Source organism: Streptomyces sp. NBC_00335, assembly GCF_036127095.1.
Taxonomy (GTDB): domain Bacteria; phylum Actinomycetota; class Actinomycetes; order Streptomycetales; family Streptomycetaceae; genus Streptomyces.
In genome coordinates this window covers 4,875,950-4,895,638 of record NZ_CP108006.1, presented here as the reverse complement: position 1 = coordinate 4,895,638, position 19,689 = coordinate 4,875,950, and the positions used below count along the sequence as shown (strand labels likewise).

Genomic DNA, 19,689 nt, shown 5'->3' with positions numbered 1-19,689 from the left:
CGCAGGGGGTGAGCTGCTCATTCCGGAGCTCCTGGGGCGGTGCGAGCGGCGGGGGTGTGAGCCGAGGGGGTGTGCGGCGCGGGGGTGTGCGGCGCGGAGGGGGTCGGGCTCGGGCGGTTGCGGTCGGATCCGGTGCGCAGGACCCCGGCGGCCGCGGCGGTGGTCCCGCAGAGCAGGGTCAGCAGGACGAAGGCGTGGTTCAGGGCGACGAGGTGGGACAGCCAGCCGATGACGGCGGGGCCGGCGAGCATGCCGACGTAGCCGAGCCCCGCGACCCGGGAGACGTTGGCGCCGGCGGCGGCCGGGTCGGCGTGCCCGGCCGCACTGAACAGCTGTGGGACACAGCCCGACAGGCCCAGACCGAACAGTGCCCAGCCGGTGAACGCGGTCCACATCCACGGGCCGAGGGCCACGAGCGTGATGCCGACGGCGGCCGTGGCGGCGCCGTGGCGCAGGATCGCCACGGAGCCGAACCGGGAGACGAAGCGGTCGGCGAGCAGCCGGCCGGCGGTCATGGACGCCGCGAAGGTGCCGTACGCGAAGGCGGCCGTGGCGGCGGAAGCGCCGAGTACGTCCTTCAGGTGCAGGGCGCTCCAGTCGTTGGCGGCGCCCTCGCAGAGCATGACCATCAGCGCGAGGACGGCGAGGAGCCGGATGCGCCCGGCGGCGCTGTGGCGCGCTGCGGCCGGTGGCGCCCCGGCCCCCTCCGCCGGGCCGCTGTCGGCGGCGGAGGCGGCGGGGGCGGAGGCGGCGGGGGCGGAGGCGGCGGGGGCTGTAGCGGAGGCGGCAGGAGCGGTCGACAGCAGGGACCGTGCCGCGGCCAGGGCGATCACGATGCCCACGGCTCCCGTGGCGGCCAGGGCCGCGGCCGGGTTCAGGCCGGCGCTCACGGCGCCCGCCGCGACGAGCGCGGCCAGGACGCCGCCGACCGAGAAGGTGGCGTGGAAGCCCGACATGACGGGCCGGCCGTACGCCTTCTCCACGTGCACGGCGTGGGCGTTCATGCCGACGTCCAGACAGCCGTTGCAGAAGCCGAAGACCAGCAGGGCGCCCGCCAGTGTCCACGGCTCGCGGGCGAGACCGGGTAGCACCAGGGTCGCGCCGCACAGTACGCCGGCGGCGGGGATCACGACGCGTGCGCCGAGCCGGTCGGTCAGCCCGCCGGCCACGCGCATCCCGAGGAAGGCCCCGAGCCCGAGCAGCACCAGCAGGCCGCCCAGGGCCGCGTGGCTGATGCCCACGCGCTCCTCGATGGCGGGGATGTGCACCACCCATGCGCCCATCAGGGTGCCGCACAGGACGAAGTAGACGTAGGTCGCCACTCGGGCGGTTCGCAGCGAACGTTCCATGCGGCCACCATAACGAACATGATTGATGTTCGTAAACAGCACTATCGAACATTTTGAATGTTCGGAGCTTGATGGTGTTCAATCGCGACATGAGCAACGCAGACCGGCACGGGCTGATCGCGAAGGCCGTCAGGGACTCGGGCAGCGCCACGGTCCAGGAGCTCGCGGAGCTGACCGGGGCCTCCGAGATGACCATCCGGCGCGACCTCGATGCCCTGGCCGCCCAGGGCGCCCTCGAACGCGTCCGCGGCGGGGCGCGCACCCTGATGCTCAGGGGCGAGGAGCCGCCCTTCGCGCTGCGCGCGCACGAGGCGGTCGAGGCCAAGCGCCGGATCGCGGCCGAGGTCTGCGCACTCATCGCCGACGGCGAGAGCGTGCTGCTGGACAGCGGCACCACCTGCCTGGAGGTCGCCCGGCTCCTGCGCGAGCGGCCCGTCACCGTGATGCCCCTGTCCCTGCAGGCCATCCACCTGCTCAGCGAGACGCCCGGCCGGGCCACGCTGGTGGTGCCCGGCGGACAGCCCCGCGCCGCGGAGCAGGCCCTCACCGGCCCCCTCACCCTCGCCTCACTGGCGGCCCTGCGCTTCGACACCGCCGTCATCGGCTGCTGCGGGCTGAGCGCGGCCGACGGCCTGACCGCCTACGACCTCGACGACGCCGCGGTGAAGAAGGCGGGCATCGCCGTGGCCCGCCGCACCATCGTCGCCGCGGACGGCGGCAAGCTCGGCCGCACCGCCTACGCCCACGTCGGCCCCTCGACGCTCCTGCACACCCTCGTCACCGACACCACCGCAGCCCCCGCCGAGGTGGCCGCACTGGAAAGCGCCGGGACCGTCGTCAGAACCGCCTGAACGGGCCTTCGGCGACGGCGACGGCGCCGCCCGCCCCCTTCCCTCCCCGCGCCCCGCCCCGTACCCTGACGCCCCGTCAGATCCCCCGGGTCGTCAGGAGGCCGCACCATGTCGCCGCTACTGCTGCAGGGCAAGACCGTCATCGTCTCCGGCGTGGGCGCCGGCCTCGGCCACCAGGTCGCCGCCACCGTCGTCCGCGACGGCGGCAACGCCGTGCTCGGGGCGCGGACCGAGGCCAACCTCGCCAAGGCCGCCGCCGAGATCGACCCCGACGGCACGCACACCGCGTACCTGCCGACCGACATCTCCGACGAGCGCCAGTGCGAGGCCCTCGCCGCCCTCGCCACCGACCGCTTCGGCGGCATCGACGCCGTCGTCCACGTCGCCGCCTGGGACTCGTACTTCGGAGGCCTGGAGGACGCCGACTTCGGCACCTGGCAGCAGATCCTCGACGTGAACCTGCTCGGCACCCTGCGCATGACCCGCGCCTGCCTGCCCGCGCTGAAGCGCGCCGGCGGCTCCGTCGTCATCATCGGCACGCAGTCCGCCATCGCCTCCCCCAACGAGGTGCAGCAGGCCGCCTACGCCGCCTCCAAGGGCGCGCTGACCTCCGCCATGTACTCCATGGCCCGCGAGCTCGGCCCGCACCGCATCCGCGTGAACACCGTCCTCCCCGGCTGGATGTGGGGACCCCCGGTCCAGGCCTTCGTCACCTTCACCGCGCACACCGAAGGCGTGCCGGAGGCGGAGGTGCACTCCCGCCTCACCGACCGCATGGCGCTGCCGGACCTGGCCACCGACGGGGACGTCGCCGACGCCGCCGCATTCCTCGCCTCCGACCGGGCACGGGCGATAACCGGCCAGTCCCTGCTGGTCAACGCCGGGGAGCTGATGCGATGAGCCCCTCCGTGCGCGCGCGAGCGGATCGTATGCTCGGGCCATGACCACTCCGAGTGACGCTCCGACCGAGAACTCGATGCGCCGCGCGCTCCGCCGCGCCCGCGACGGCGTCGCGCTCGACGCGACCGAGGCGGCCGTGCTCCTCCAGGCGCGCGGCGAGGCCCTGAAGGACCTCGCCGCCTCCGCCGCCCGGGTGCGGGACTCCGGACTCGAAGCCGCCGGCCGGCCCGGCGTCATCACGTACTCGCGCAAGGTCTTCATCCCCCTCACCCGCCTGTGCCGCGACAAGTGCCACTACTGCACCTTCGTCACGGTCCCCGGCAAGCTCCGCCGCGAGGGCCACGGCATGTACCTCTCCCCCGACGAGGTCCTCGACATAGCCCGCAAGGGCGCGGCCATGGGCTGCAAGGAAGCCCTGTTCACGCTCGGCGACCGGCCCGAGGACCGCTGGCCCGAGGCCCGCGAGTGGCTCGACGCGCACGGCTACGACGACACCCTCGCCTACGTGCGCGCCATGGCCATCCGCGTCCTGGAGGAGACCGGCCTCCTCCCGCACCTCAACCCCGGCGTGCTGTCCTGGTCGGACCTGCAGCGCCTCAAGCCGGTGGCCCCGTCGATGGGGATGATGCTGGAGACCACCGCCACCCGGCTGTGGTCCGAGCCCGGCGGCCCCCACCACGGCTCCCCCGACAAGGACCCGGCCGTCCGGCTGCGCGTCCTGGAGGACGCGGGCCGCTCCAACGTCCCCTTCACCACCGGGGTGCTGATCGGCATCGGCGAGTCCTACGCGGAGCGCGCGGACGCCTTCTTCGAGCTGCGCCGGATCCAGCGCAGCTACCACGGCATCCAGGAAGTCATCGTCCAGAACTTCCGGGCCAAGCCCGACACGGCCATGCGCGGCATGCCCGACGCGGAGCTGGAGGAGCTCGCCGCGGCCATCGCCGTGGCCCGCCACATCCTCGGCCCGAGCGCCCGCATCCAGGCCCCGCCGAACCTGGTGGACTCCGAGTACGCGCTGCTCATCGGCGCCGGCATCGACGACTGGGGCGGGGTCTCCCCGCTCACCCCCGACCACGTGAACCCCGAGCGCCCCTGGCCGCACATCGAGGAGCTCGCCGAGCGCACCGCGGCCGCCGGCTTCGCGCTCCGCGAACGCCTCACCATCTACCCGGAGTTCCTCCAGCGCGGCGAGCCCTGGCTGGACCCCCGCCTGCTGCCCCACGTACGCGCCCTGGCCGACGCGGACAGCGGGCTCGCGGACGAGTCGGCGACCGTCGAGGGCCGGCCGTGGCAGGAGCCGGACGAGGCCTTCACCGCCTACGGCCGCACCGACCTGCACACCACCATCGACACGCAGGGCCGTACCGGCGACCGCCGCGACGACTTCGACGAGGTCTACGGCGACTGGGAGGCCCTGCGCGAGGCCGCGGCCCCCGGGATGGTCCCCGAGCGCATCGACACCGACGTGCGGGGGGCGCTCGCGCAGGCCGCCGACGATCCGACGAAGCTCACCGACGAGCAGGCGCTCGCCCTGCTCCACGCGGACGGCCCGGCGCTGGACGCGCTGTGCCGGATCGCGGACGACCTGCGCAAGTCGGTGGTGGGCGAGGACGTCACGTACATCGTGACCCGCAACATCAACTTCACCAACGTCTGTTACACCGGCTGCCGGTTCTGCGCCTTCGCGCAGCGCCGCACCGACGCGGACGCGTACACCCTCTCCCTCGACCAGGTCGCCGACCGGGCCGCCCAGGCCTGGGACGTGGGCGCGGTCGAGGTGTGCATGCAGGGCGGCATCCACCCGGACCTGCCGGGGACGGCCTACTTCGACATCGCGCGGGCGGTGAAGGAGCGCGTGCCGGGCATGCACGTGCACGCCTTCTCCCCGATGGAGGTCGTCAACGGGGCGACGCGCACGGGGATGTCGGTACGGGACTGGCTGACGGCGGCCAAGGAGGCCGGCCTCGACTCCATCCCCGGTACCGCGGCGGAGATCCTGGACGACGAGGTCCGCTGGGTCCTCACCAAGGGCAAGCTGCCGACGGCGGACTGGATCGACGTGGTCTCCACCGCGCACGAGCTCGGCATCCGCTCCTCCTCCACCATGATGTACGGCCACGTGGACCAGCCCCGGCACTGGCTGGGCCACTTCCGCACGCTGGCCCGCATGCAGCAGGACGCGCGGGCGAAGGGTGTGGAGGGCTTCACGGAGTTCGTGACGCTGCCCTTCATCCACACCAACGCCCCCGTCTACCTGGCGGGCATCGCCCGCCCCGGCCCGACGGTGCGCGACAACCGCGCGGTGACGGCGATGGCCCGCATCCTGCTCCACCCCCACATCACCAACATCCAGACCAGCTGGGTGAAGCTGGGCTCGGAGGGCGCGGCGCAGATGCTCCGCTCGGGCGCCAACGACCTGGGCGGGACCCTGATGGAGGAGACCATCTCCCGCATGGCGGGATCGAGTTACGGCTCGTACAAGTCCGTGCAGGACCTGATCGCCGTCGCCGAGGCGGCCGGCCGGCCCGCGAAGGCCCGTACGACCCTCTACGGCGAGGTCCCGGAGGAACGCCAGGCCGCGGCCCGCGCCTCGGACGGCCACCTGCCGGAACTGCTGCCGGTCCTGGACTGACGCGGACCCCACACACCCGTGCGGGCCCGGCCGGTGGGACGGCCCGGCAGGGCCCGCACGTCGGGGTCGGATGCGTTCAGCCGACCAGGAGGTCCTTCTTCAGCTGCTTCAGCTCGTGGCCGTCGATGCCGAGGCCGGTCTTGAGGTAGGTGTCGAAGGTGCCGTACTTGGCGGTGACCTCGTCGTACCCGGCGTTCAGGTACTCCGGGCGGACGTCGAGCAGCGGCTTGTAGACGGCGGCGTGCGAGGCCGGCAGGTGCGAGAGGATCGCGTCGTTGGCGGCCTTGCGGTAGTCGTTGCTGGCCAGGTAGTCGGCCATCACGGTCTCGCTCGGCACGCCGAGGGCGGTCAGCAGGGAGGCGTTCGCCCAGCCCGTACGGTCCTTGCCCGCGGTGCAGTGGAACAGGACGGAGCGGTTGCGGTCGCGCTCGATGCCCTCGAAGACCTGCGTGTAGGCCTTCTTGCCGCCCTCGCCGCTGACCATGGCCTTCTCGGCGTCGACCATGGCCTTGACGGCCTCGTCGGGGGTCTTGGGCATGGTCTCGAAGGAGCCGGAGCCCGCGAAGACATCGGCGACGATGTGGTGCGCGCCGGCCGGGACCTTGTCCACGTCCTTGGTGCGCTCGCTCTCCATGCGGAGGTCGAAGATCGTCTTGACGCGCAGGCGCTGGAGCTTGGCGAGGTCGTTGTCGGTGAGCTTGTTGAGGGCGTCGGAGCGGTAGATCTCGCCCATCTTGACCCACTGGCCGTTCGTGGTGCGGTAGCCGCCCGCGTCACGGAAGTTGGTGGTGCCGTCCAGCTTGATCAGCCGGTCGGCCAGGCGCAGGCCCTCGCCGCGCTCGGGCTCGAAGTCGAACCACTGCCGGTCGGCGGCGGGCAGCCCGCTGACCACCGCCTCGCCCTGGGCGCCGCCCTTGGCGACGACCTTGCCGTTCGCCTTGATCTCCACGCGCTTGGTGCCCTTGGCGTTCCACTTCAGCGTGTACGCGCCGTCGGCACCGGCGGTGACGGTGGCCTCGGTGAAGGGAATGGAGGAGTTGCCGTGGTGCCGGCCGCCCCAGGGGAGGTCCCATCCGGAGGCGGAGGCGACGGGGGCCGCGACGATGGCGACGGTGAACGTGGAGGCGACGACGGTCGCGGCGAGCAGTGCCTTCTTCATGCCCCCGAGACTCTTGGCCTCCGAATAACGCAACGTGAACTCTGCATGGCCGAAATCGACCGGGTGTAAGTCCACTGTCAAAACGTGCCATCCACCTGATCGGCGAGGGAACGAGGTCCTGTACCCGCCGACTTCACGCCTATGAGATCCGGGAAGAAACGTCACATCTGCACGCCTGAGCAGGAGATGCCCCGTTATGGGCCGTAAGAACGGCTTGTTCTCGTGGGCGGCCCCCGGCCTCCAGCTGCTCTAGTGGAGGGAAGGAATCCACATGTTCCCGACCAAAGGCGGATCTTGTGATGTCAACGCGACGCTCCCTCCTCACCTTCACCGCTGCGGCGGGCCTGGCCGTGTCCGCAGCACTCACCGCACCGGCGGCGGCGGCACCCGCCGCCGAGACGCCCTGGCGGAACTGCGAGGTCGGCGAGTTCTGCGTCTACGAGCACGACAACGGATACGGCGGAGCGGCGTACTTCCGCAGCGGCACCAACAACCTGGGCGACTACCGCCTGAACGACAAGGTCTCCTCGGTATGGAACAGGACCGGCAAAACGGTCTGTACGTACCTGGACACCAACAAGCAGGGCTCCACGTGGCCGGTGGGCAACTGGAAGGGCAACACCTCCCAGTACAACCGGAACGACAACATCAGCTCCCTGTGGGTGACGGTCTGCTGAGCACCCCGCCCGGCTAGAACCCGCCCGTGGGTGCCGAAGTACCGCGCCCGCGGGCTTCCGGCCGCGCGCGGAGGCATGCGGGGCACGCGCACCCCAGCCCCCGCCCGCCCCCTGCCCCGGACCGGAGGACCGGCGGAAACCAGCCGTTCCGCGATCGCATATCGCCCGTGTGACCGACCACTTCCGGACTCGATCGAGGCTGTCCACTACAGTGCCCGCCAGAGCACGCGCGTGCAGTCCGGGGGGATCGACATGGACACGGCGACGGAAACGTCCGGGGAGCATCAGAGCAGGCCCGGGGCGGCCCAGCCCCTCCCGGCAGCGCCCCCGCCCACCGGCGGAGCCCCGGGAGCCTCCGGAACCAGCCTCGGCCCCGCCACGGGCCCCGCCGCCGGAGCCACCATCGGCGGCCGCGCCGCCGTCACCACCGGCCTCTGGGGCCGCACCGAGCAGCAGGACTTCCGCAGCCGCGTCAGAGGAACCCTCCTCGGCTCGGCCATCGGCGACGCCCTCGGCGCACCCGCCGTCGCCCTCTCCCTCCCCGAACTGCTCACGGCCCACGGCCCGGCGGGCCTCACCGAGCCGGCCCCCCGCGCCACGGTGACCGCCGCCACCCAGCTCGGCCTGTTCACCGTGGACGGCCTGATACGGGCCCACGTGCGCCGGGACACCGGCGCCTGGCACCCGCCGACCGACGTACACCGCGCGTACCTGCGCTGGGCCCTCACCCAGCACGACTGGGGCCCCGACGAGCGCCGCGAGGACAACGGCTGGCTCGCACAGGAGGAGTGGCTCTACGCCCGCCGCTCCCCCGACCGCTCCTGCCTGACCGGCTTCGCCGACGGAGTCCTCGGCACGCTCGCCCAGCCGAAGAACCCGACCGCCCTGGACCCGGCGGCCGCCACCCGTTCCGCCCCCTTCGGGCTGCTGGTCGGCTGGGAGCCGGCCCTGGTCCTCCAGCTCGCCGTCGAATGCGCCGCGCAGAGCCACGGACACCCCACCGCGTACCTCTCGGCCGGAGCCCACGCCGTCATCGTCCACGGCCTGACCCGCGGCGAATCCCTCGACTCGGCCGTCCAGCGCGCGCTGGGCCTGCTCGGCGTCCGCCCCGGCCACCAGCCCGTCACGGACGCCCTGCAGCGCGCGCTCGGCGCCGTCACCACGGGCGTCCCGTCGCCGCAGACGGTCGAGGCCCTGTCCCCCGGCCACGGCCGCCAGGCCGAGGAGGTCCTCGCCATCGCCGTGTACTGCGCCCTCGTCGCCGAGAACGTGGCACACGGCCTGCGCCTCGCGGTCAACCACGGGGGCGACTCCGCGGCCACCGGCGCCCTGTGCGGCTCCCTGCTCGGCGCCCAGCACGGCGAAACGGCCCTCCCGGCGGCCTGGCTCGCCGGCCTCGAAGGCCGCGCCACGGTCCTGGAACTCGCCGACGACTTCGCCCTGGAGATGACCCAGGGCCCCGCCCTCCACGGGCCGACGGCGGCCTCCGCCATCTGGCTGAGCCGGTATCCGCGGGGCTGACGCCGGGGGGACCGCCGTGACCACCGCCACGGCCGTGGCCGACGCACGCCCCTGCCCTCCGCACGCGCGAAGCCGTACTTTGGCCCTCCCCAGACCACGGAGGTGTCAGCGCACATGCGGATCGCCACGACCGTCTTCCTGACCGACCGCACCATCGCTCCCGTCCCGCTCGCCCGCGCGCTGGAGGAACGCGGCTTCTCGGGCCTCTACCTCCCCGAACACACCCACATCCCGGTCAGCCGCGTCACCCCCGCTCCCATGGGCGGCGAACTCCCGGAGATGTATGGCCGCACCCTGGACCCCTTCGTCGCCCTCGGCCAGGCCTCCGCCGTCACCGAGCGGCTCCACCTCGGCACCGGCATCACCCTCGTCGCCCAGCACGACCCCATCGACCTCGCGAAGCAGGTCGCCACGCTGGACCACCTGTCCGGCGGCCGCGTCACCCTCGGCATCGGCTACGGCTGGAACGTCGAGGAGGCCGCCGACCACGGAGTCGAGTGGCGGACCCGCCGCGAACTGGTCCGCGACCGCATGGCCCTGATGCGGAACCTGTGGTCCCCGCACCCCACCGCGTACGTGGGCCAGTTCTCCTCCGTCCAGGCCAGCTCGGCCCACCCGAAGCCGGTCCAGCCCCCGCGCGAACTCGCCCCGGGCGTCCCCCTGTACGGCCCGCGCACCCTGATCGGCGGCCAGGCCGGCCCGAAGCTCTTCGCAGCCATCGCCGACCACAGCGACGGCTGGCTCCCGATCGGCGGCGGCGGCCTCACGGAGTCCCTCCCGGCGCTGCGCCAGGTCTGGGAGGCCGCGGGCCGCGACCCCAAGTCCCTCCAGGTGGTCCCGTACGCCGTCCAGCCCACCCCCGGCAAGATGTCCCACTACGCCGACCTGGGCATCGAGGAGGTCGTCCTCCAGCTCCCTTCGGAGGGCGAGGAGGAGATCCTGCGGATCCTGGACGGGTTCGCCCAGTACCTCTGAGGGGGACGGGAAGAGTGAAGAGGGAGAGGTACTGGGCTGTCGGCTTGTTCAGCCGGTGACTTCGATGCGGCCTTCGTAGCTGTTGTTGGCCAGGTGGGTGGCATCGGGGTCGATGAAGCGGATGCGCCAGGTGCCGCTGGTCTGTGCGGTGAACTTCTTGCCCACGGCTCCGTTGGAAAGGGAGACGGAGGTGCCCATTTCCTTCCAGACGGTGGAGCCGTCGGGCCGGAAGTAGTAGCGGACCTTCTGGCCGGCGTACGGGACGTATCCCTTGTCGCTCGCGGTCTGGAGGACTCCGGAGACGTAGAGCTGCTCGCCCTTCTTCACGCCGCGCGGTCCGAACTTCATGCTGGTGGTCCGGGTCTCGATGACCCTGGGGTGGGTGAGCACCTTGGTGCCGGTGCTGGGGGCGATGTTGCTGCTCCCGTAGCTCTTTATCCGCCAGCCGGTGATCTTGCGGCTATGCACCGGGTTCACCGTCACGGTGAACGTCTCGTTGAAGGGCACCTCCAGGCTCTGGCGGCCGTACCAGTAGTTCCCGCTCTGGAACTCGATCTCAAGCTTCGCCTTCTGGGTGGTGTAACCGTCGACGAGGACCTTCCCCGTCATCGTCATCCTGCCGTAGACGTCGGTGGCGGCGATCTTCTCCTCCACGACCTTGGTCGTGTGGGTGACCTTCGCGACGGTCGCGGTACGGGTGCCGTCCGCGATCAGCCAGGCGTCGTTGATGGACACGGCCCAGGTGCCTGCACTGACGACGTGCGGCGAGAGCGTGTAGCTCCCGTCCGCGTTCACGGCGGCTTCCGTGTCGTAGTGGCCCGCGGGCGACCCCACGGCCTTCACGCCGCGCCCGGCGGCGGGCTTGATCGTGCCGTCGTCCGCCTGGCGCATCAGCTTGCCGCGCAGGGCGATGGCGGTCCCCCACCGCACGGTGAGGGGGGTGGTGGTGGACATCGTCAGCGCGGCCTTCTGAGCCCGGATCCGGGCGGGGGCCGTCCCGGCCACCTCGTTGCCGCTGAGCAGGGTGACGGAGAGGCTCAGGTCCTTCTCCGTGCCGCGTGCGGCGACCGGGGTGGTGAACTTCCCCTGGGCGTCGGTGATGACGTTGGCCGCGCCCCAGCCGAGTTGGGCACGCACAGCGGCGCCCGCCAGCGGCTTCCGTTCCCCGGTGGTCGGGTCGACCGCGGTGACGGATCCGGTGACCGTGGTGTCGAGGTCGTCCAGCGAGAACTCCTCCTGGCTGGACTGCACCTCGAACTTGGCGTCGAGGGCGTAGGTGAAGCGTCCGGCGCTGCGCCTGGTCTGTTCCTGTCCGTTGCGGTCCTTCGTGACCACGTCCAGTTCGTAGTCCCCCATGGCGTCGAGGACGAGCGGGTCGTCATTGCCCACGTAATAGCTCGGGTCGTCGGGTACGCCGGACTCGCCGGAGCTCCCGTCCCAGTAGTCGAAGGTGTCCACGACGGCGACGACCTCATCGCTGCCCACCCGGCGCACGTCGACCCGGACCGCGCTGGTGCTCCAGTCGTCTTCGAAGTAGACGATGAACTCATTGGTCCCGGCGCGCCGGAACGCGCCGACGTTCGGATCCATGCCGGCCTTCGTCGCCGGACCCGCAGAGGGCTGCGCCCGCTCCGCCAGCTCTGCCAGCAACTCGGCCGGCGCGTCCGGTGCGCTGGTGCCGCCCGGAGTGCCGGTCGCCGCCATGGCGGTAGGCGCCACCGTCGCCCCCACGGTCGCCAAGACGACTGCCGTCGCCACGGCCGTCATGCCGCTCTTGATGCCCCTCTTGAGCCTGCTGTTCACGGTCACCCCTCGTCACACCGATCGGACTACGGATGGGTTGACGGCCGACTGGGGCAGATGGTTGTACGGATTCCCGAGGCGGTTTGGGAGGTGGGTCGGGGTGGGGGTGTGGGGGGTGGGGGGTGTGGGGGGTGGGGGGTGTGGGGGGTGGGGGGTGGGGGCCTGTGCTGCGGGTTGGGCGGTGGCTGCGTGGGGGCCGGGCGGCGTCCCGGCAGTCGAGCGTCCTTCCGTGGTGGGACGGTCCGTCAAGGGCGCTCCCTGCGGTCGCGTCGCTTCGCGATGGCCTTCGGCCACCCTTGACGGACCGTCCCACCACGGAAAAACACAAGACTTCCGGGATCCCCCCGGGGAATGGCCGGGGGGAGGACCTTGGGAGGAGCGGCCTCGTCTGAGTTGCGCAGCCCCCTTCGCCCAAAGGGCATCCGGATAGGGCTCCGGCAGGACAGTGAGCTCAGCCGGTACGGACGCGCGGGGCGGTCAGAGCATCCAGGGCCGGGCGTCTGGACACCCTTCCCGCGACCGTCGACCGCCACCCAGAGCGCAAGGACGCTCACAAGCCCCTCAGGGCCGGTGGGCGCGACAGATCGCTACGTACTCTCGCTCGGCTTAGCGACTGGCGACCGGCTGTGGCTGATCTAGAGGGGTCGGGACGTGGGGAGGGGGGTTGACCTCAAGCGAGGTTCAGGTTGGAGGCTTTCTCGTATGACGCTGGCCGTAAGGCGGCGCGACACTTCATGCGTTGGAGGAAGTCCCATGTCCAGTAATGCCGTTCCGATTTCCGTCCCCGCTTCGGTCCGTCGTTCCGGCCTCAGCTGGTGGAAGGCGCTTGGCGTTGGCGTGGGTGGTGCGGTTGTGGTCAATCTGATCGTTCTTGCCGTCGCCAAGCTGGCTGGGGCCCCGCTCGTCATCGTCGATGGCGGTACAGAGCACCCGATCACCGTCGGGGGAGTCATGGGGGCCTCCGTCGTCCCGTTGGTCGTCGGGACGGGCGTGGCCTTCTTGCTGGCCCTGTGGAAGCCGGTCTTCCTGCGGATCGCGCAGTACGTGGGCGGCGGGCTGGCGCTGTTGTCGGTTGCCGGGCCGCTGTCGTCCGGCGCCGATGGCGGTACCGTCGCGGCCCTGTCCCTGATGCACATCACCCTCGGCGTGGCGGTCGTCGCCATGGTGCAGCTCCACCGGCGGTGAGTTCGCCCTTCAGTCCTTGAAGTAGTCGGTGAGGAAGCAGCCCTTCACCAGGGCCGGTTCCTTCCGGTAGCCGCTCGGCGGATTGAAGTTGGGGTAGCAGTTGAGGACCATCAGGCCGGTGTGTGGGGCGACCATGGCGACCATGACGTCCGCGTCATCGGACCCGGCGGCGAAGTCCTGGCCGACGACGGGTCCGGTGTCGGCGTTTCCGCCTCCGTTCTCCTTGTCGATCTCGGCCTTGTAGGCGGTCTGGAAGACCTTGGCATCCTTGATCATGACGATGCTGGTACTGCCCTCGCTGTCGCAGTAGCCGCGCTCCGTGACGGAGTAGGACTCGTCGTACTTGGAGTTGGGGTCCCCGTCGGAGCCGTCGTAACTGTCGAGCAGGGGCCTGACCTGGCTGCAATCCGTGTACATGTTGACGATGCGGGCGGCGGCGGCCATGCTGCCCGCCTTCGGCAGGCCCTTGAAACCCTTCTCCTTCGAAGAGGTGGCTCCGGTGGCTTGGCCCATGCCGCCGAAGGCCGGGTTCTCGCCCCCGTCACTGCCGCAGGCGGTGAGCGTGAGGAGGGCGGCGATGGCCGTGGCCAGTACCGGCAGGGACTTGATGCGCATGTGACCGTGTCTCTCGTAAATGACCTTGAACGGCCGCGACTTTAGATCGACCGTCATGCCCACGGCAAACCGTGTCCAATTCCGCATACTCGGCCCGCCAAGGTGACCCCAACAGCGCGGCAAGGAAGTTCAGTTCGTCTTTACGATCACGAGCTCTTCAGTGGGGCTCGCGCAGCATGAACACGTCCACTGGATCCTCGGCCTCAAGTCTGAATCCGTGGCGCTCGTACAACCCCCGGGCCGGACTGCCCTGCAGGACGTTCAGCCGGACCCTGCGGTCGCACTGCTCCAGCAGGTCGCGCAGTACGGCGGCACCGATGCCTCTGCCCTGGAGGTGCGGGGCCAGGTAGAAGTGCTCCAGCCAGTGGGCGTCCTCGGCCGGGCGCAGCGCCACGCAGCCGGCGAACGTACCGTCCACCTCGATCACCCAGGTGTGCGCGGGCTCGAACCCGTCCCGCAGCCGCTGCCGCACCCACTGCTCGTCGTACCGTCCGAGCCGCTCCAGATCGGCCCGCAGTACGACGGCCCTCAACTCGGCCACCGCCTCGACGTCCTCCACCGAAGCCGGCCGCATCTCCCAGTCCCCCATTGGCTACGCCTTCGGGTTCCAGTCCTGGGCCAGGAGGCCGAGGAGGACCTCGTCCAGGAACTCGCCCATCACCCAGGCCGAGGAGCGCAGCACGCCCTCGCGGACGAAGCCGTTGCGCTCGGCGGCGCGGAGCATCGCAGGGTTGTCGGCCAGCGTCTCGACCTGCAGCCGGTGCAGGCCGCGTACGACGAAGCCGTAGTGGCACAGGACCGCGACCACGTCGGTGCTGTACCCCTTGCCCCGAGAGTCGGGCAGCAGCCCGAGCCCGACGTGCGCGGACCGGCTGTGGTTGTCGATGCCCCACAGCGTCGCGGTACCGACCAGCGCGCCGCTCTCCAGATCCACCACGGAGAACGGGACGTGCCCCGCTGCACTGTCGTCGACCATGAACGACAGGGCCTTCGAGCCGGCCATGAGCGGTCGCCACGGGCTGCCCGTGGACCGCGAGGCGGTGACCACGTCGTCGTGGAGGCCTGCGTGCAGGATCGGAATGTCGTCCTCGTGCCGGGCCCTGAGCCCAACCGTGTTGCCCTTTAGCATGCAGGTTTCCTATCCGACCGCACTGTCGGACGGCAACTCATTAGATCAACGGAAGGCGCCGGCGTTCTCGCTCGCCTTGAGCAGCTCCTCCACCAGGGCACTGCCTATGTTTCCGCCCCCTCTGGATCAGCCACAGACGGCCGCCAGCCGCTAAGCCGAGAAGGACTGTGTAGCGATCTGTCGCGCCCACCGACCCTGAGGGGCCCGTGGTCCACCTTGCGCTCGGGGTGGCGGTCGACGGTCACGGGAAGGGTGTCCAGACGCCCGGCCCTGGATGCTCTGATCGCCCCGCGCGTCCGTACCGGCTGAGCTCACGGTCCTGCCGGATCCGTGCACAGATGCCCACCGGCCGAAGGGGGCTGCGAATCTCAGACGAGGCCGCTCCTCCCCACTCCTCCCCCCGGCCATTCCCCGGGGGGATCCCGGAAGTCTTGTGGCGTTTCGGTGTGGGTCGGTCGGTCAAGGGTGGCCGAAGGCCATCGCGAAGCGACGCGACCAAAGGGAGCGCCCTTGAGGGACCGGCCCACACCGAAAGGACACTGGACTGCCGGGACGCCCCCCGAACCCCACGCAGCCAAGGACCCACCCGCAGCACAGCCCCCCACCCCCCAGAAAACCCCTTCCCCTCCCACCCCCGCTCCGGAACGATGAACCGCATGGTGTCCACTGACCGACTGCTGGCGTTCGCCGCCATGTCGTTGCTGCTGATCCTCATCCCCGGGCCGAGCGTGCTCTTCGTCATCGGGCGGGCCTTGTCCCAGGGGTGGCGGGCTGCGTTGATCACGGTGGCGGGGAACACGCTGGGGGCGTACGTGCTCGTCGTCGCCGTGGCCTTCGGTGTGGGGTCCGTGGTGGAGCGGTCCGTGCTCCTCTTCACCGCGCTCAAGCTCGCGGGTGCCGCGTACCTCGTCTACCTGGGGGTCAAGGCCTTCCGGCAGCGGCACGCACTGCGTGCGGAGTTCGGGGCGGGCGGCGGAGCCGAGTACGGGAACTGGCGGTCCCTGTGGGAAGGGTTCGCCGTCGGGGTGGCCAATCCGAAGACCATCGTGTTCTTCGCCGCCGTCCTGCCGCAGTTCGTGGACCGCGATCAGGGGCACGTCACCGCCCAGATGCTGCTGCTCGGGCTCGTGTTCAACCTCATCGCCGTGGTCTGCGACTGCGCCTGGGGCATGGTCGCCGCGACCGCTCGTAGCTGGTTCTCGCGGTCGCCGCAGCGGCTCTCCGCCGTCGGCGGGGCCGGCGGGCTCGCAATGATCGGCCTGGGTGTGACGATCGCCGCGACCGGGCGCAAGGACTGATCCGACCGGTCGGTCGGTGACTCAACACGGGGGCGTGGAAGTGAACCTGGACACGAACGCGAGCAAGCACACAACCGAGCCCGCACCCGCACCCGCACCCAAAAGCACGACAGAACACACGACAGAACACACGACCCAGAACCCAAACCCCCAACACCACCTAGCCCTCCGCTTCGAAGCACACCGCTCCCACCTCCGAGCCGTCGCCTACCGGATGCTCGGGTCGATCAGTGAGGCCGAGGACGCGGTCCAGGAAGCCTGGCTGCGGTTGAGTCGCATGAGCCGTGGCGATGCCAGCGACATCAGCGACATCAGCGACGTGGAGAACCTAGGCGGCTGGCTGACGACGGTCGTCGCGCGACTATGTCTGAACGGGCTGCGCGCCCGCGCCACCCGCCGGGAGGACTCCCTCGACGACCGGGGCTGGCTGGACCGGCTGAACCAGCCAGCCCAGCCAGCCCAGCCAGCCCGCCTGAACCGGGACGGTCCCGCGCTCCGGATGCCCGACCCCGTCCTCGCCCGACATGGCGCGGTGGTCGACCCCGAGCAAGCAGTACTGCTGGCCGATTCCGTCGGGCTGGCGCTGCTCGTGGTGCTCGAATCCCTCGCTCCGGCGGAGCGGCTGGCATTCGTGCTGCACGACATGTTCTCCGTGCCCTTCGACGAGATCGCCCTGATGCTCGACAAGACACCGGCGGCCACCCGGCAGCTGGCCAGCCGTGCGCGGCGCCGCGTCCAGGGGCAGGCGCCCGCGCCGGATCCGGACCTGGCCCGGCAGCGCGCGGCCGTCAGCGCGTTCTTCGCGGCCACCCGCGACGGAGACTTCGACGCGCTCCTGACCCTGCTCCACCCCGACGTGGTGCTGCGTTCCGACGGCGGTGTGGCGCGCGCCGGCCAGTCGGTGGTGCTGACGGGTGCCCGGATCGTGGGGTCGCAGGCGGCCCTCTACAGCGCGCTCGCCCCGTTCGTCCGCCCCGTGCTCGTCAACGGGGCCGCCGGCGTGCTGTGCGTGGTCGAAGGCCGGCTGATGTCGGTGATGGCCTTCACGGTCACCGAAGGCCGGATCGCCGCCATCGACGTGCTCACCGATCCCGACCGACTGGACCTCATCGACCTCTACCCCCTCGTCTGACGGGCCCGTAGCCTCTCCCCCATGATCGACTCACGCGTGCACATCCGGATCGCCCGGCCCTCCCTCGATCTCGCCGCCGCCGAGCGGTTCTACGTGGCAGGGCTGGGGCTCGACGTGCAGTGGCGCTCCACCGAGCGGGTCTCCGGGGAGCACGACCTGCTGATGGTCGGGCCCCTCGGGGGCGGCTGGCACTTCGAGCTGACTCATGACCCCGAGAACCCGGTGGCGCCCTCCCCCACCGCCGATGACCTCTTCGTCGTCTACCTGGGCAAGGAGCCCGACGAGGCCCTCGTGGCCCGGCTCGTCGAGCACGGCGGGACCCGTACGCCCGCCCACAACCCGTACTGGGACACCTACGGGGTCACCATCACGGACCCCGACGGCTACCAGCTCGTACTGTCCTCCCGCGACTGGGGCTGAGCGGCTGCCAGGCGGGCCGGCATACTCCGCGCCGTGACGACCGACCACGATTCCGGCCCTTTCCCGGCCGTGACGACCGACCACGATTCCGGCCCTTTCCCGGCCGTGACGACCGACCACGATTCCGGCCCTTCCCGGCCGTGACGACCGACCACGATTCCGGCCCTTTCCCGGCCGTGACGACCGACCACGATTCCGGCCCTTTCCCGGCCGTGACGACCGACCACGATTCCGGCCCTTCCCTGACCACCGGCGGGCGCGACACCTGGCTCGACGACCGGCTGACCGAGGAGCTGGTCGCCTTCAACTCGGCCGCCACAGGTGCGTCCGACCGCGGCGCGTTCTCGGTCAAGGTCACCGATGAAACAGGTGAACTGGTGGGCGGCCTGACCGCCTGGACTTGGGGCGGTCTCTGCGGCATCGACCTGCTGTGGGTGCGCGACGACAACCGCGAGGACGGCTGGGGCCACAGGATCCTGCGGGCAGCGGAGACGGAGGCACGCACACGCGGTTGCGACCGCATCGCCGTCTCCACGTTCACGTTTCAGGCTCCCGGCTTCTACAAGCGCCACGGCTACGCCGAGACCGGTCGGACCCCGGGCGTCCCCGGCGGGCATGCGGACGTCCACCTGTTCAAGTCACTGACCGATCCGGCCTCCGCTCCTTCCGCCCCTCCCGCGCCTCCTACCCCTCCTACCCCTCCCGCTCCCTAGCCCTGCGGCCAGAACTGCGCCAGCGCCGCTTCCCTGAACGGGGCCGCGCTCACGCTCAGTTCCCCGGCGAAGGGCCGGTCGAGGGCCATCACCAGCAGCAGGCTGAAGCCGATCAGTCCCGCCACCGCCGAGACGAACAGCAGCTGCATCTTCAGGCTCCGCAGCCCGAAGAGAAAGGTGAGCGGGAGGATCACGAACGCGCCTCCGTACACCAGCACTTGGAGCAGCGGCGGCAGTGAGGTCTCGGCCATCGTCACGCGCGCCCGGCGCTGTGCGGCCACGTCGTTGAGGCGGCCGACGGCCTCCGCGTAGAAGGTCTCGCTCCGGGGGCCGGAGGGCTCGTAGGCCTGGAGCGCCGTGTACAGGGCGTGCGTCTGGTCGGCGGTGGCCTCGTAGCTGGGCCGGCCCTCGCGCATGAGGGGCCACTGGATCTCGACGACGGCGTGGACGTAGTCCCCCACCGCCCGGTCCACGCGGGCGCGTTCGGCCGGCGGGAACGCCTCCGCGCTGCGGACGACCAGGGCCAGATCGGTGGCCTCGGTCGCCACGATGGTCTGGGTGTTCTCCAGTTGCGTCCACAGGGTGACGACGACGAAGGCGAGGATGATGCCGTAGATCGCGCCGAACATCCCGAGGGCCACCCCGACCATCTCGTTGTGGTCGCCGTCCGCGAGGTGCGGGAAGCGGCGGCGTGCGGCCAGGCTGCCGCCGATGGCGAGGGCGACGAAGCCGCCGACGAGGAGGACGCCGAGGAAGAACGTGCTGAGGTGATTGAGCAACCAGAGGATCATGTTCTGCCCAACGACGCCCCCGTCGGGAGGGACCGCCCAGAAATCAGCGCGAGCGGCTCCCGCGCGCCGGCCCATCCTGCCCCGCCGGCCCCACCACCCTCGGAGCGGCCCCCACCCCCGCCTCCTGGGCATCGAGCAGTTCGTCCCAGTGCTCCCGCGTCCACTCGCACGCCGCGTCCAAGGGGCCCAGCAGTCCCCGGCCGAGCGGGGTGAGGGCGTACTCGACCCGGCGGGCCGGGGTCTCGTACTCCCTGCGCGCCACGAAGCCGTCGCGCTCCAGCCCGCGCAGGGACTGGGTGAGGGACTTGGCGGTGATCTCGCGCAACGGGACCTTGAGCTCCGAGAAGCGGCGGGGGCCGTCCTGGAGGCAGCGCAGGATCAGCGTGGCCCACTTGTCACCGATCCGGAACGGCACCAGGGGCGAGGGGCACACGGGGTCGAACATCTCGGGGTCGAGGGGTGCAGGAGACGGCGGCTGCTTCTCGGTCATGATCCACACGGTAGGCCGGTATCCGATCGGTAACCACCCCTCCCCCTAG

General features: G+C 71.1%; 19 protein-coding genes. 11 read left to right on the top strand and 8 right to left on the bottom strand.

Annotation, left to right across the window (positions count from 1 at the left end; genetic code table 11):
• Positions 1-17: 17 nt before the first annotated feature.
• Positions 18-1,349: an MFS transporter gene (locus OHA37_RS22115; protein WP_266907836.1), complete on the bottom strand. Its 1,332-nt coding sequence runs from the start codon at positions 1,347-1,349 to the stop codon at positions 18-20.
• Between the two features lie 89 nt (positions 1,350-1,438).
• On the opposite strand from OHA37_RS22115, the gene OHA37_RS22110 reads away from it, so the two are divergent.
• From OHA37_RS22110 to OHA37_RS22100, 3 genes are all read left to right on the top strand, one after another.
• On the top strand, positions 1,439-2,200 hold the full coding sequence (locus OHA37_RS22110) for a DeoR/GlpR family DNA-binding transcription regulator (RefSeq protein WP_266907835.1): 762 nt from the start codon (positions 1,439-1,441) through the stop codon (positions 2,198-2,200).
• Between the two features lie 108 nt (positions 2,201-2,308).
• Positions 2,309-3,100 (top strand): SDR family oxidoreductase, encoded by a 792-nt coding sequence (locus tag OHA37_RS22105; protein WP_266907834.1) that lies wholly within the window; start codon positions 2,309-2,311, stop codon positions 3,098-3,100.
• A gap of 40 nt (positions 3,101-3,140) precedes the next feature.
• On the top strand, positions 3,141-5,732 hold the full coding sequence (locus OHA37_RS22100; RefSeq protein WP_266907833.1) for a bifunctional FO biosynthesis protein CofGH: 2,592 nt from the start codon (positions 3,141-3,143) through the stop codon (positions 5,730-5,732).
• A gap of 76 nt (positions 5,733-5,808) precedes the next feature.
• On the opposite strand, the gene OHA37_RS22095 is transcribed toward OHA37_RS22100, so the two are convergent.
• Complete coding sequence (locus OHA37_RS22095) at positions 5,809-6,891, bottom strand: tyrosine-protein phosphatase (protein WP_266907832.1); 1,083 nt, start codon at positions 6,889-6,891, stop codon at positions 5,809-5,811.
• Between the two features lie 299 nt (positions 6,892-7,190).
• Here OHA37_RS22095 and OHA37_RS22090 point away from each other — a divergent pair, with 299 nt between their 5' ends.
• The 3 genes from OHA37_RS22090 (at position 7,191) to OHA37_RS22080 (ending at position 10,064) form a co-directional block, all read left to right on the top strand.
• Positions 7,191-7,568 carry a peptidase inhibitor family I36 protein gene (locus tag OHA37_RS22090; protein ID WP_266907831.1) on the top strand — a complete coding sequence of 126 codons (378 nt, stop codon included), beginning with the start codon at positions 7,191-7,193 and terminating at the stop codon, positions 7,566-7,568.
• A 252-nt stretch (positions 7,569-7,820) separates the two neighbouring features.
• The gene (locus OHA37_RS22085; protein ID WP_266907830.1) at positions 7,821-9,089 is read left to right on the top strand and encodes an ADP-ribosylglycohydrolase family protein; all 1,269 of its coding nucleotides are present in this window, start codon (positions 7,821-7,823) and stop codon (positions 9,087-9,089) included.
• A gap of 114 nt (positions 9,090-9,203) precedes the next feature.
• Positions 9,204-10,064 carry a TIGR03619 family F420-dependent LLM class oxidoreductase gene (locus tag OHA37_RS22080; RefSeq protein WP_266907829.1) on the top strand — a complete coding sequence of 287 codons (861 nt, stop codon included), beginning with the start codon at positions 9,204-9,206 and terminating at the stop codon, positions 10,062-10,064.
• Positions 10,065-10,112: 48 nt separating this feature from the next.
• Here the strand turns inward: OHA37_RS22080 and OHA37_RS22075 are convergent, their stop codons facing one another.
• Positions 10,113-11,867, bottom strand: a complete 1,755-nt coding sequence (locus tag OHA37_RS22075; protein WP_266907828.1) for a hypothetical protein — start codon at positions 11,865-11,867, stop codon at positions 10,113-10,115.
• Between the two features lie 753 nt (positions 11,868-12,620).
• On the opposite strand from OHA37_RS22075, the gene OHA37_RS22070 reads away from it, so the two are divergent.
• Entirely contained in the window at positions 12,621-13,052 is a 432-nt protein-coding gene (locus OHA37_RS22070) for a DUF6069 family protein (protein WP_266907827.1), read from the top strand.
• Between the two features lie 9 nt (positions 13,053-13,061).
• Here OHA37_RS22070 and OHA37_RS22065 read toward each other — a convergent pair whose 3' ends face one another.
• The 3 genes from OHA37_RS22065 to OHA37_RS22055 form a co-directional block, all read right to left on the bottom strand.
• Entirely contained in the window at positions 13,062-13,667 is a 606-nt protein-coding gene (locus OHA37_RS22065; RefSeq protein WP_266907826.1) for a hypothetical protein, read from the bottom strand.
• Between the two features lie 157 nt (positions 13,668-13,824).
• Positions 13,825-14,256 (bottom strand): GNAT family N-acetyltransferase, encoded by a 432-nt coding sequence (locus tag OHA37_RS22060; RefSeq protein ID WP_266907825.1) that lies wholly within the window; start codon positions 14,254-14,256, stop codon positions 13,825-13,827.
• 3 nt (positions 14,257-14,259) lie between these two features.
• Positions 14,260-14,796 carry a GNAT family N-acetyltransferase gene (locus OHA37_RS22055; protein WP_266907824.1) on the bottom strand — a complete coding sequence of 179 codons (537 nt, stop codon included), beginning with the start codon at positions 14,794-14,796 and terminating at the stop codon, positions 14,260-14,262.
• Between the two features lie 656 nt (positions 14,797-15,452).
• On the opposite strand from OHA37_RS22055, the gene OHA37_RS22050 reads away from it, so the two are divergent.
• The 4 genes from OHA37_RS22050 to OHA37_RS22035 all read left to right on the top strand — a co-directional run bounded on the left by OHA37_RS22050 (position 15,453) and on the right by OHA37_RS22035 (position 18,359).
• Complete coding sequence (locus OHA37_RS22050) at positions 15,453-16,094, top strand: LysE family translocator (RefSeq protein WP_266907823.1); 642 nt, start codon at positions 15,453-15,455, stop codon at positions 16,092-16,094.
• A gap of 16 nt (positions 16,095-16,110) precedes the next feature.
• Positions 16,111-17,226 (top strand): sigma-70 family RNA polymerase sigma factor, encoded by a 1,116-nt coding sequence (locus tag OHA37_RS22045; protein ID WP_443046194.1) that lies wholly within the window; start codon positions 16,111-16,113, stop codon positions 17,224-17,226.
• 21 nt (positions 17,227-17,247) lie between these two features.
• On the top strand, positions 17,248-17,646 hold the full coding sequence (locus tag OHA37_RS22040) for a VOC family protein (RefSeq protein ID WP_266907821.1): 399 nt from the start codon (positions 17,248-17,250) through the stop codon (positions 17,644-17,646).
• A gap of 212 nt (positions 17,647-17,858) precedes the next feature.
• Complete coding sequence (locus tag OHA37_RS22035; RefSeq protein ID WP_266907819.1) at positions 17,859-18,359, top strand: GNAT family N-acetyltransferase; 501 nt, start codon at positions 17,859-17,861, stop codon at positions 18,357-18,359.
• Here the strand turns inward: OHA37_RS22035 and OHA37_RS22030 are convergent.
• The gene (locus OHA37_RS22030; protein WP_266907817.1) at positions 18,356-19,150 is read right to left on the bottom strand and encodes a bestrophin-like domain; all 795 of its coding nucleotides are present in this window, start codon (positions 19,148-19,150) and stop codon (positions 18,356-18,358) included. The two genes, OHA37_RS22035 and OHA37_RS22030, sit on opposite strands and share 4 nt — an antisense overlap.
• Positions 19,151-19,193: 43 nt before the next feature.
• On the bottom strand, positions 19,194-19,640 hold the full coding sequence (locus tag OHA37_RS22025) for a winged helix-turn-helix transcriptional regulator (RefSeq protein ID WP_266907815.1): 447 nt from the start codon (positions 19,638-19,640) through the stop codon (positions 19,194-19,196).
• Between the last annotated feature and the right edge of the window lie 49 nt (positions 19,641-19,689).

What these genes read in the sequence shown, in the direction of transcription:
- OHA37_RS22050 (WP_266907823.1), top strand. Translation starts at nt 15,453, where the DNA reads ATGGTGTCCACTGACCGACTGCTGGCGTTCGCCGCCATGTCGTTGCTG.
- OHA37_RS22095 (WP_266907832.1), bottom strand. Translation starts at nt 6,891, where the DNA reads ATGAAGAAGGCACTGCTCGCCGCGACCGTCGTCGCCTCCACGTTCACC.
- OHA37_RS22055 (WP_266907824.1), bottom strand. Translation starts at nt 14,796, where the DNA reads ATGCTAAAGGGCAACACGGTTGGGCTCAGGGCCCGGCACGAGGACGAC.
- OHA37_RS22100 (WP_266907833.1), top strand. Translation starts at nt 3,141, where the DNA reads ATGACCACTCCGAGTGACGCTCCGACCGAGAACTCGATGCGCCGCGCG.
- OHA37_RS22090 (WP_266907831.1), top strand. Translation starts at nt 7,191, where the DNA reads ATGTCAACGCGACGCTCCCTCCTCACCTTCACCGCTGCGGCGGGCCTG.
- OHA37_RS22105 (WP_266907834.1), top strand. Translation starts at nt 2,309, where the DNA reads ATGTCGCCGCTACTGCTGCAGGGCAAGACCGTCATCGTCTCCGGCGTG.
- OHA37_RS22060 (WP_266907825.1), bottom strand. Translation starts at nt 14,256, where the DNA reads ATGGGGGACTGGGAGATGCGGCCGGCTTCGGTGGAGGACGTCGAGGCG.
- OHA37_RS22080 (WP_266907829.1), top strand. Translation starts at nt 9,204, where the DNA reads ATGCGGATCGCCACGACCGTCTTCCTGACCGACCGCACCATCGCTCCC.
- OHA37_RS22115 (WP_266907836.1), bottom strand. Translation starts at nt 1,349, where the DNA reads ATGGAACGTTCGCTGCGAACCGCCCGAGTGGCGACCTACGTCTACTTC.
- OHA37_RS22030 (WP_266907817.1), bottom strand. Translation starts at nt 19,150, where the DNA reads ATGATCCTCTGGTTGCTCAATCACCTCAGCACGTTCTTCCTCGGCGTC.
- OHA37_RS22025 (WP_266907815.1), bottom strand. Translation starts at nt 19,640, where the DNA reads ATGACCGAGAAGCAGCCGCCGTCTCCTGCACCCCTCGACCCCGAGATG.
- OHA37_RS22070 (WP_266907827.1), top strand. Translation starts at nt 12,621, where the DNA reads ATGTCCAGTAATGCCGTTCCGATTTCCGTCCCCGCTTCGGTCCGTCGT.
- OHA37_RS22110 (WP_266907835.1), top strand. Translation starts at nt 1,439, where the DNA reads ATGAGCAACGCAGACCGGCACGGGCTGATCGCGAAGGCCGTCAGGGAC.
- OHA37_RS22040 (WP_266907821.1), top strand. Translation starts at nt 17,248, where the DNA reads ATGATCGACTCACGCGTGCACATCCGGATCGCCCGGCCCTCCCTCGAT.
- OHA37_RS22065 (WP_266907826.1), bottom strand. Translation starts at nt 13,667, where the DNA reads ATGCGCATCAAGTCCCTGCCGGTACTGGCCACGGCCATCGCCGCCCTC.
- OHA37_RS22085 (WP_266907830.1), top strand. Translation starts at nt 7,821, where the DNA reads ATGGACACGGCGACGGAAACGTCCGGGGAGCATCAGAGCAGGCCCGGG.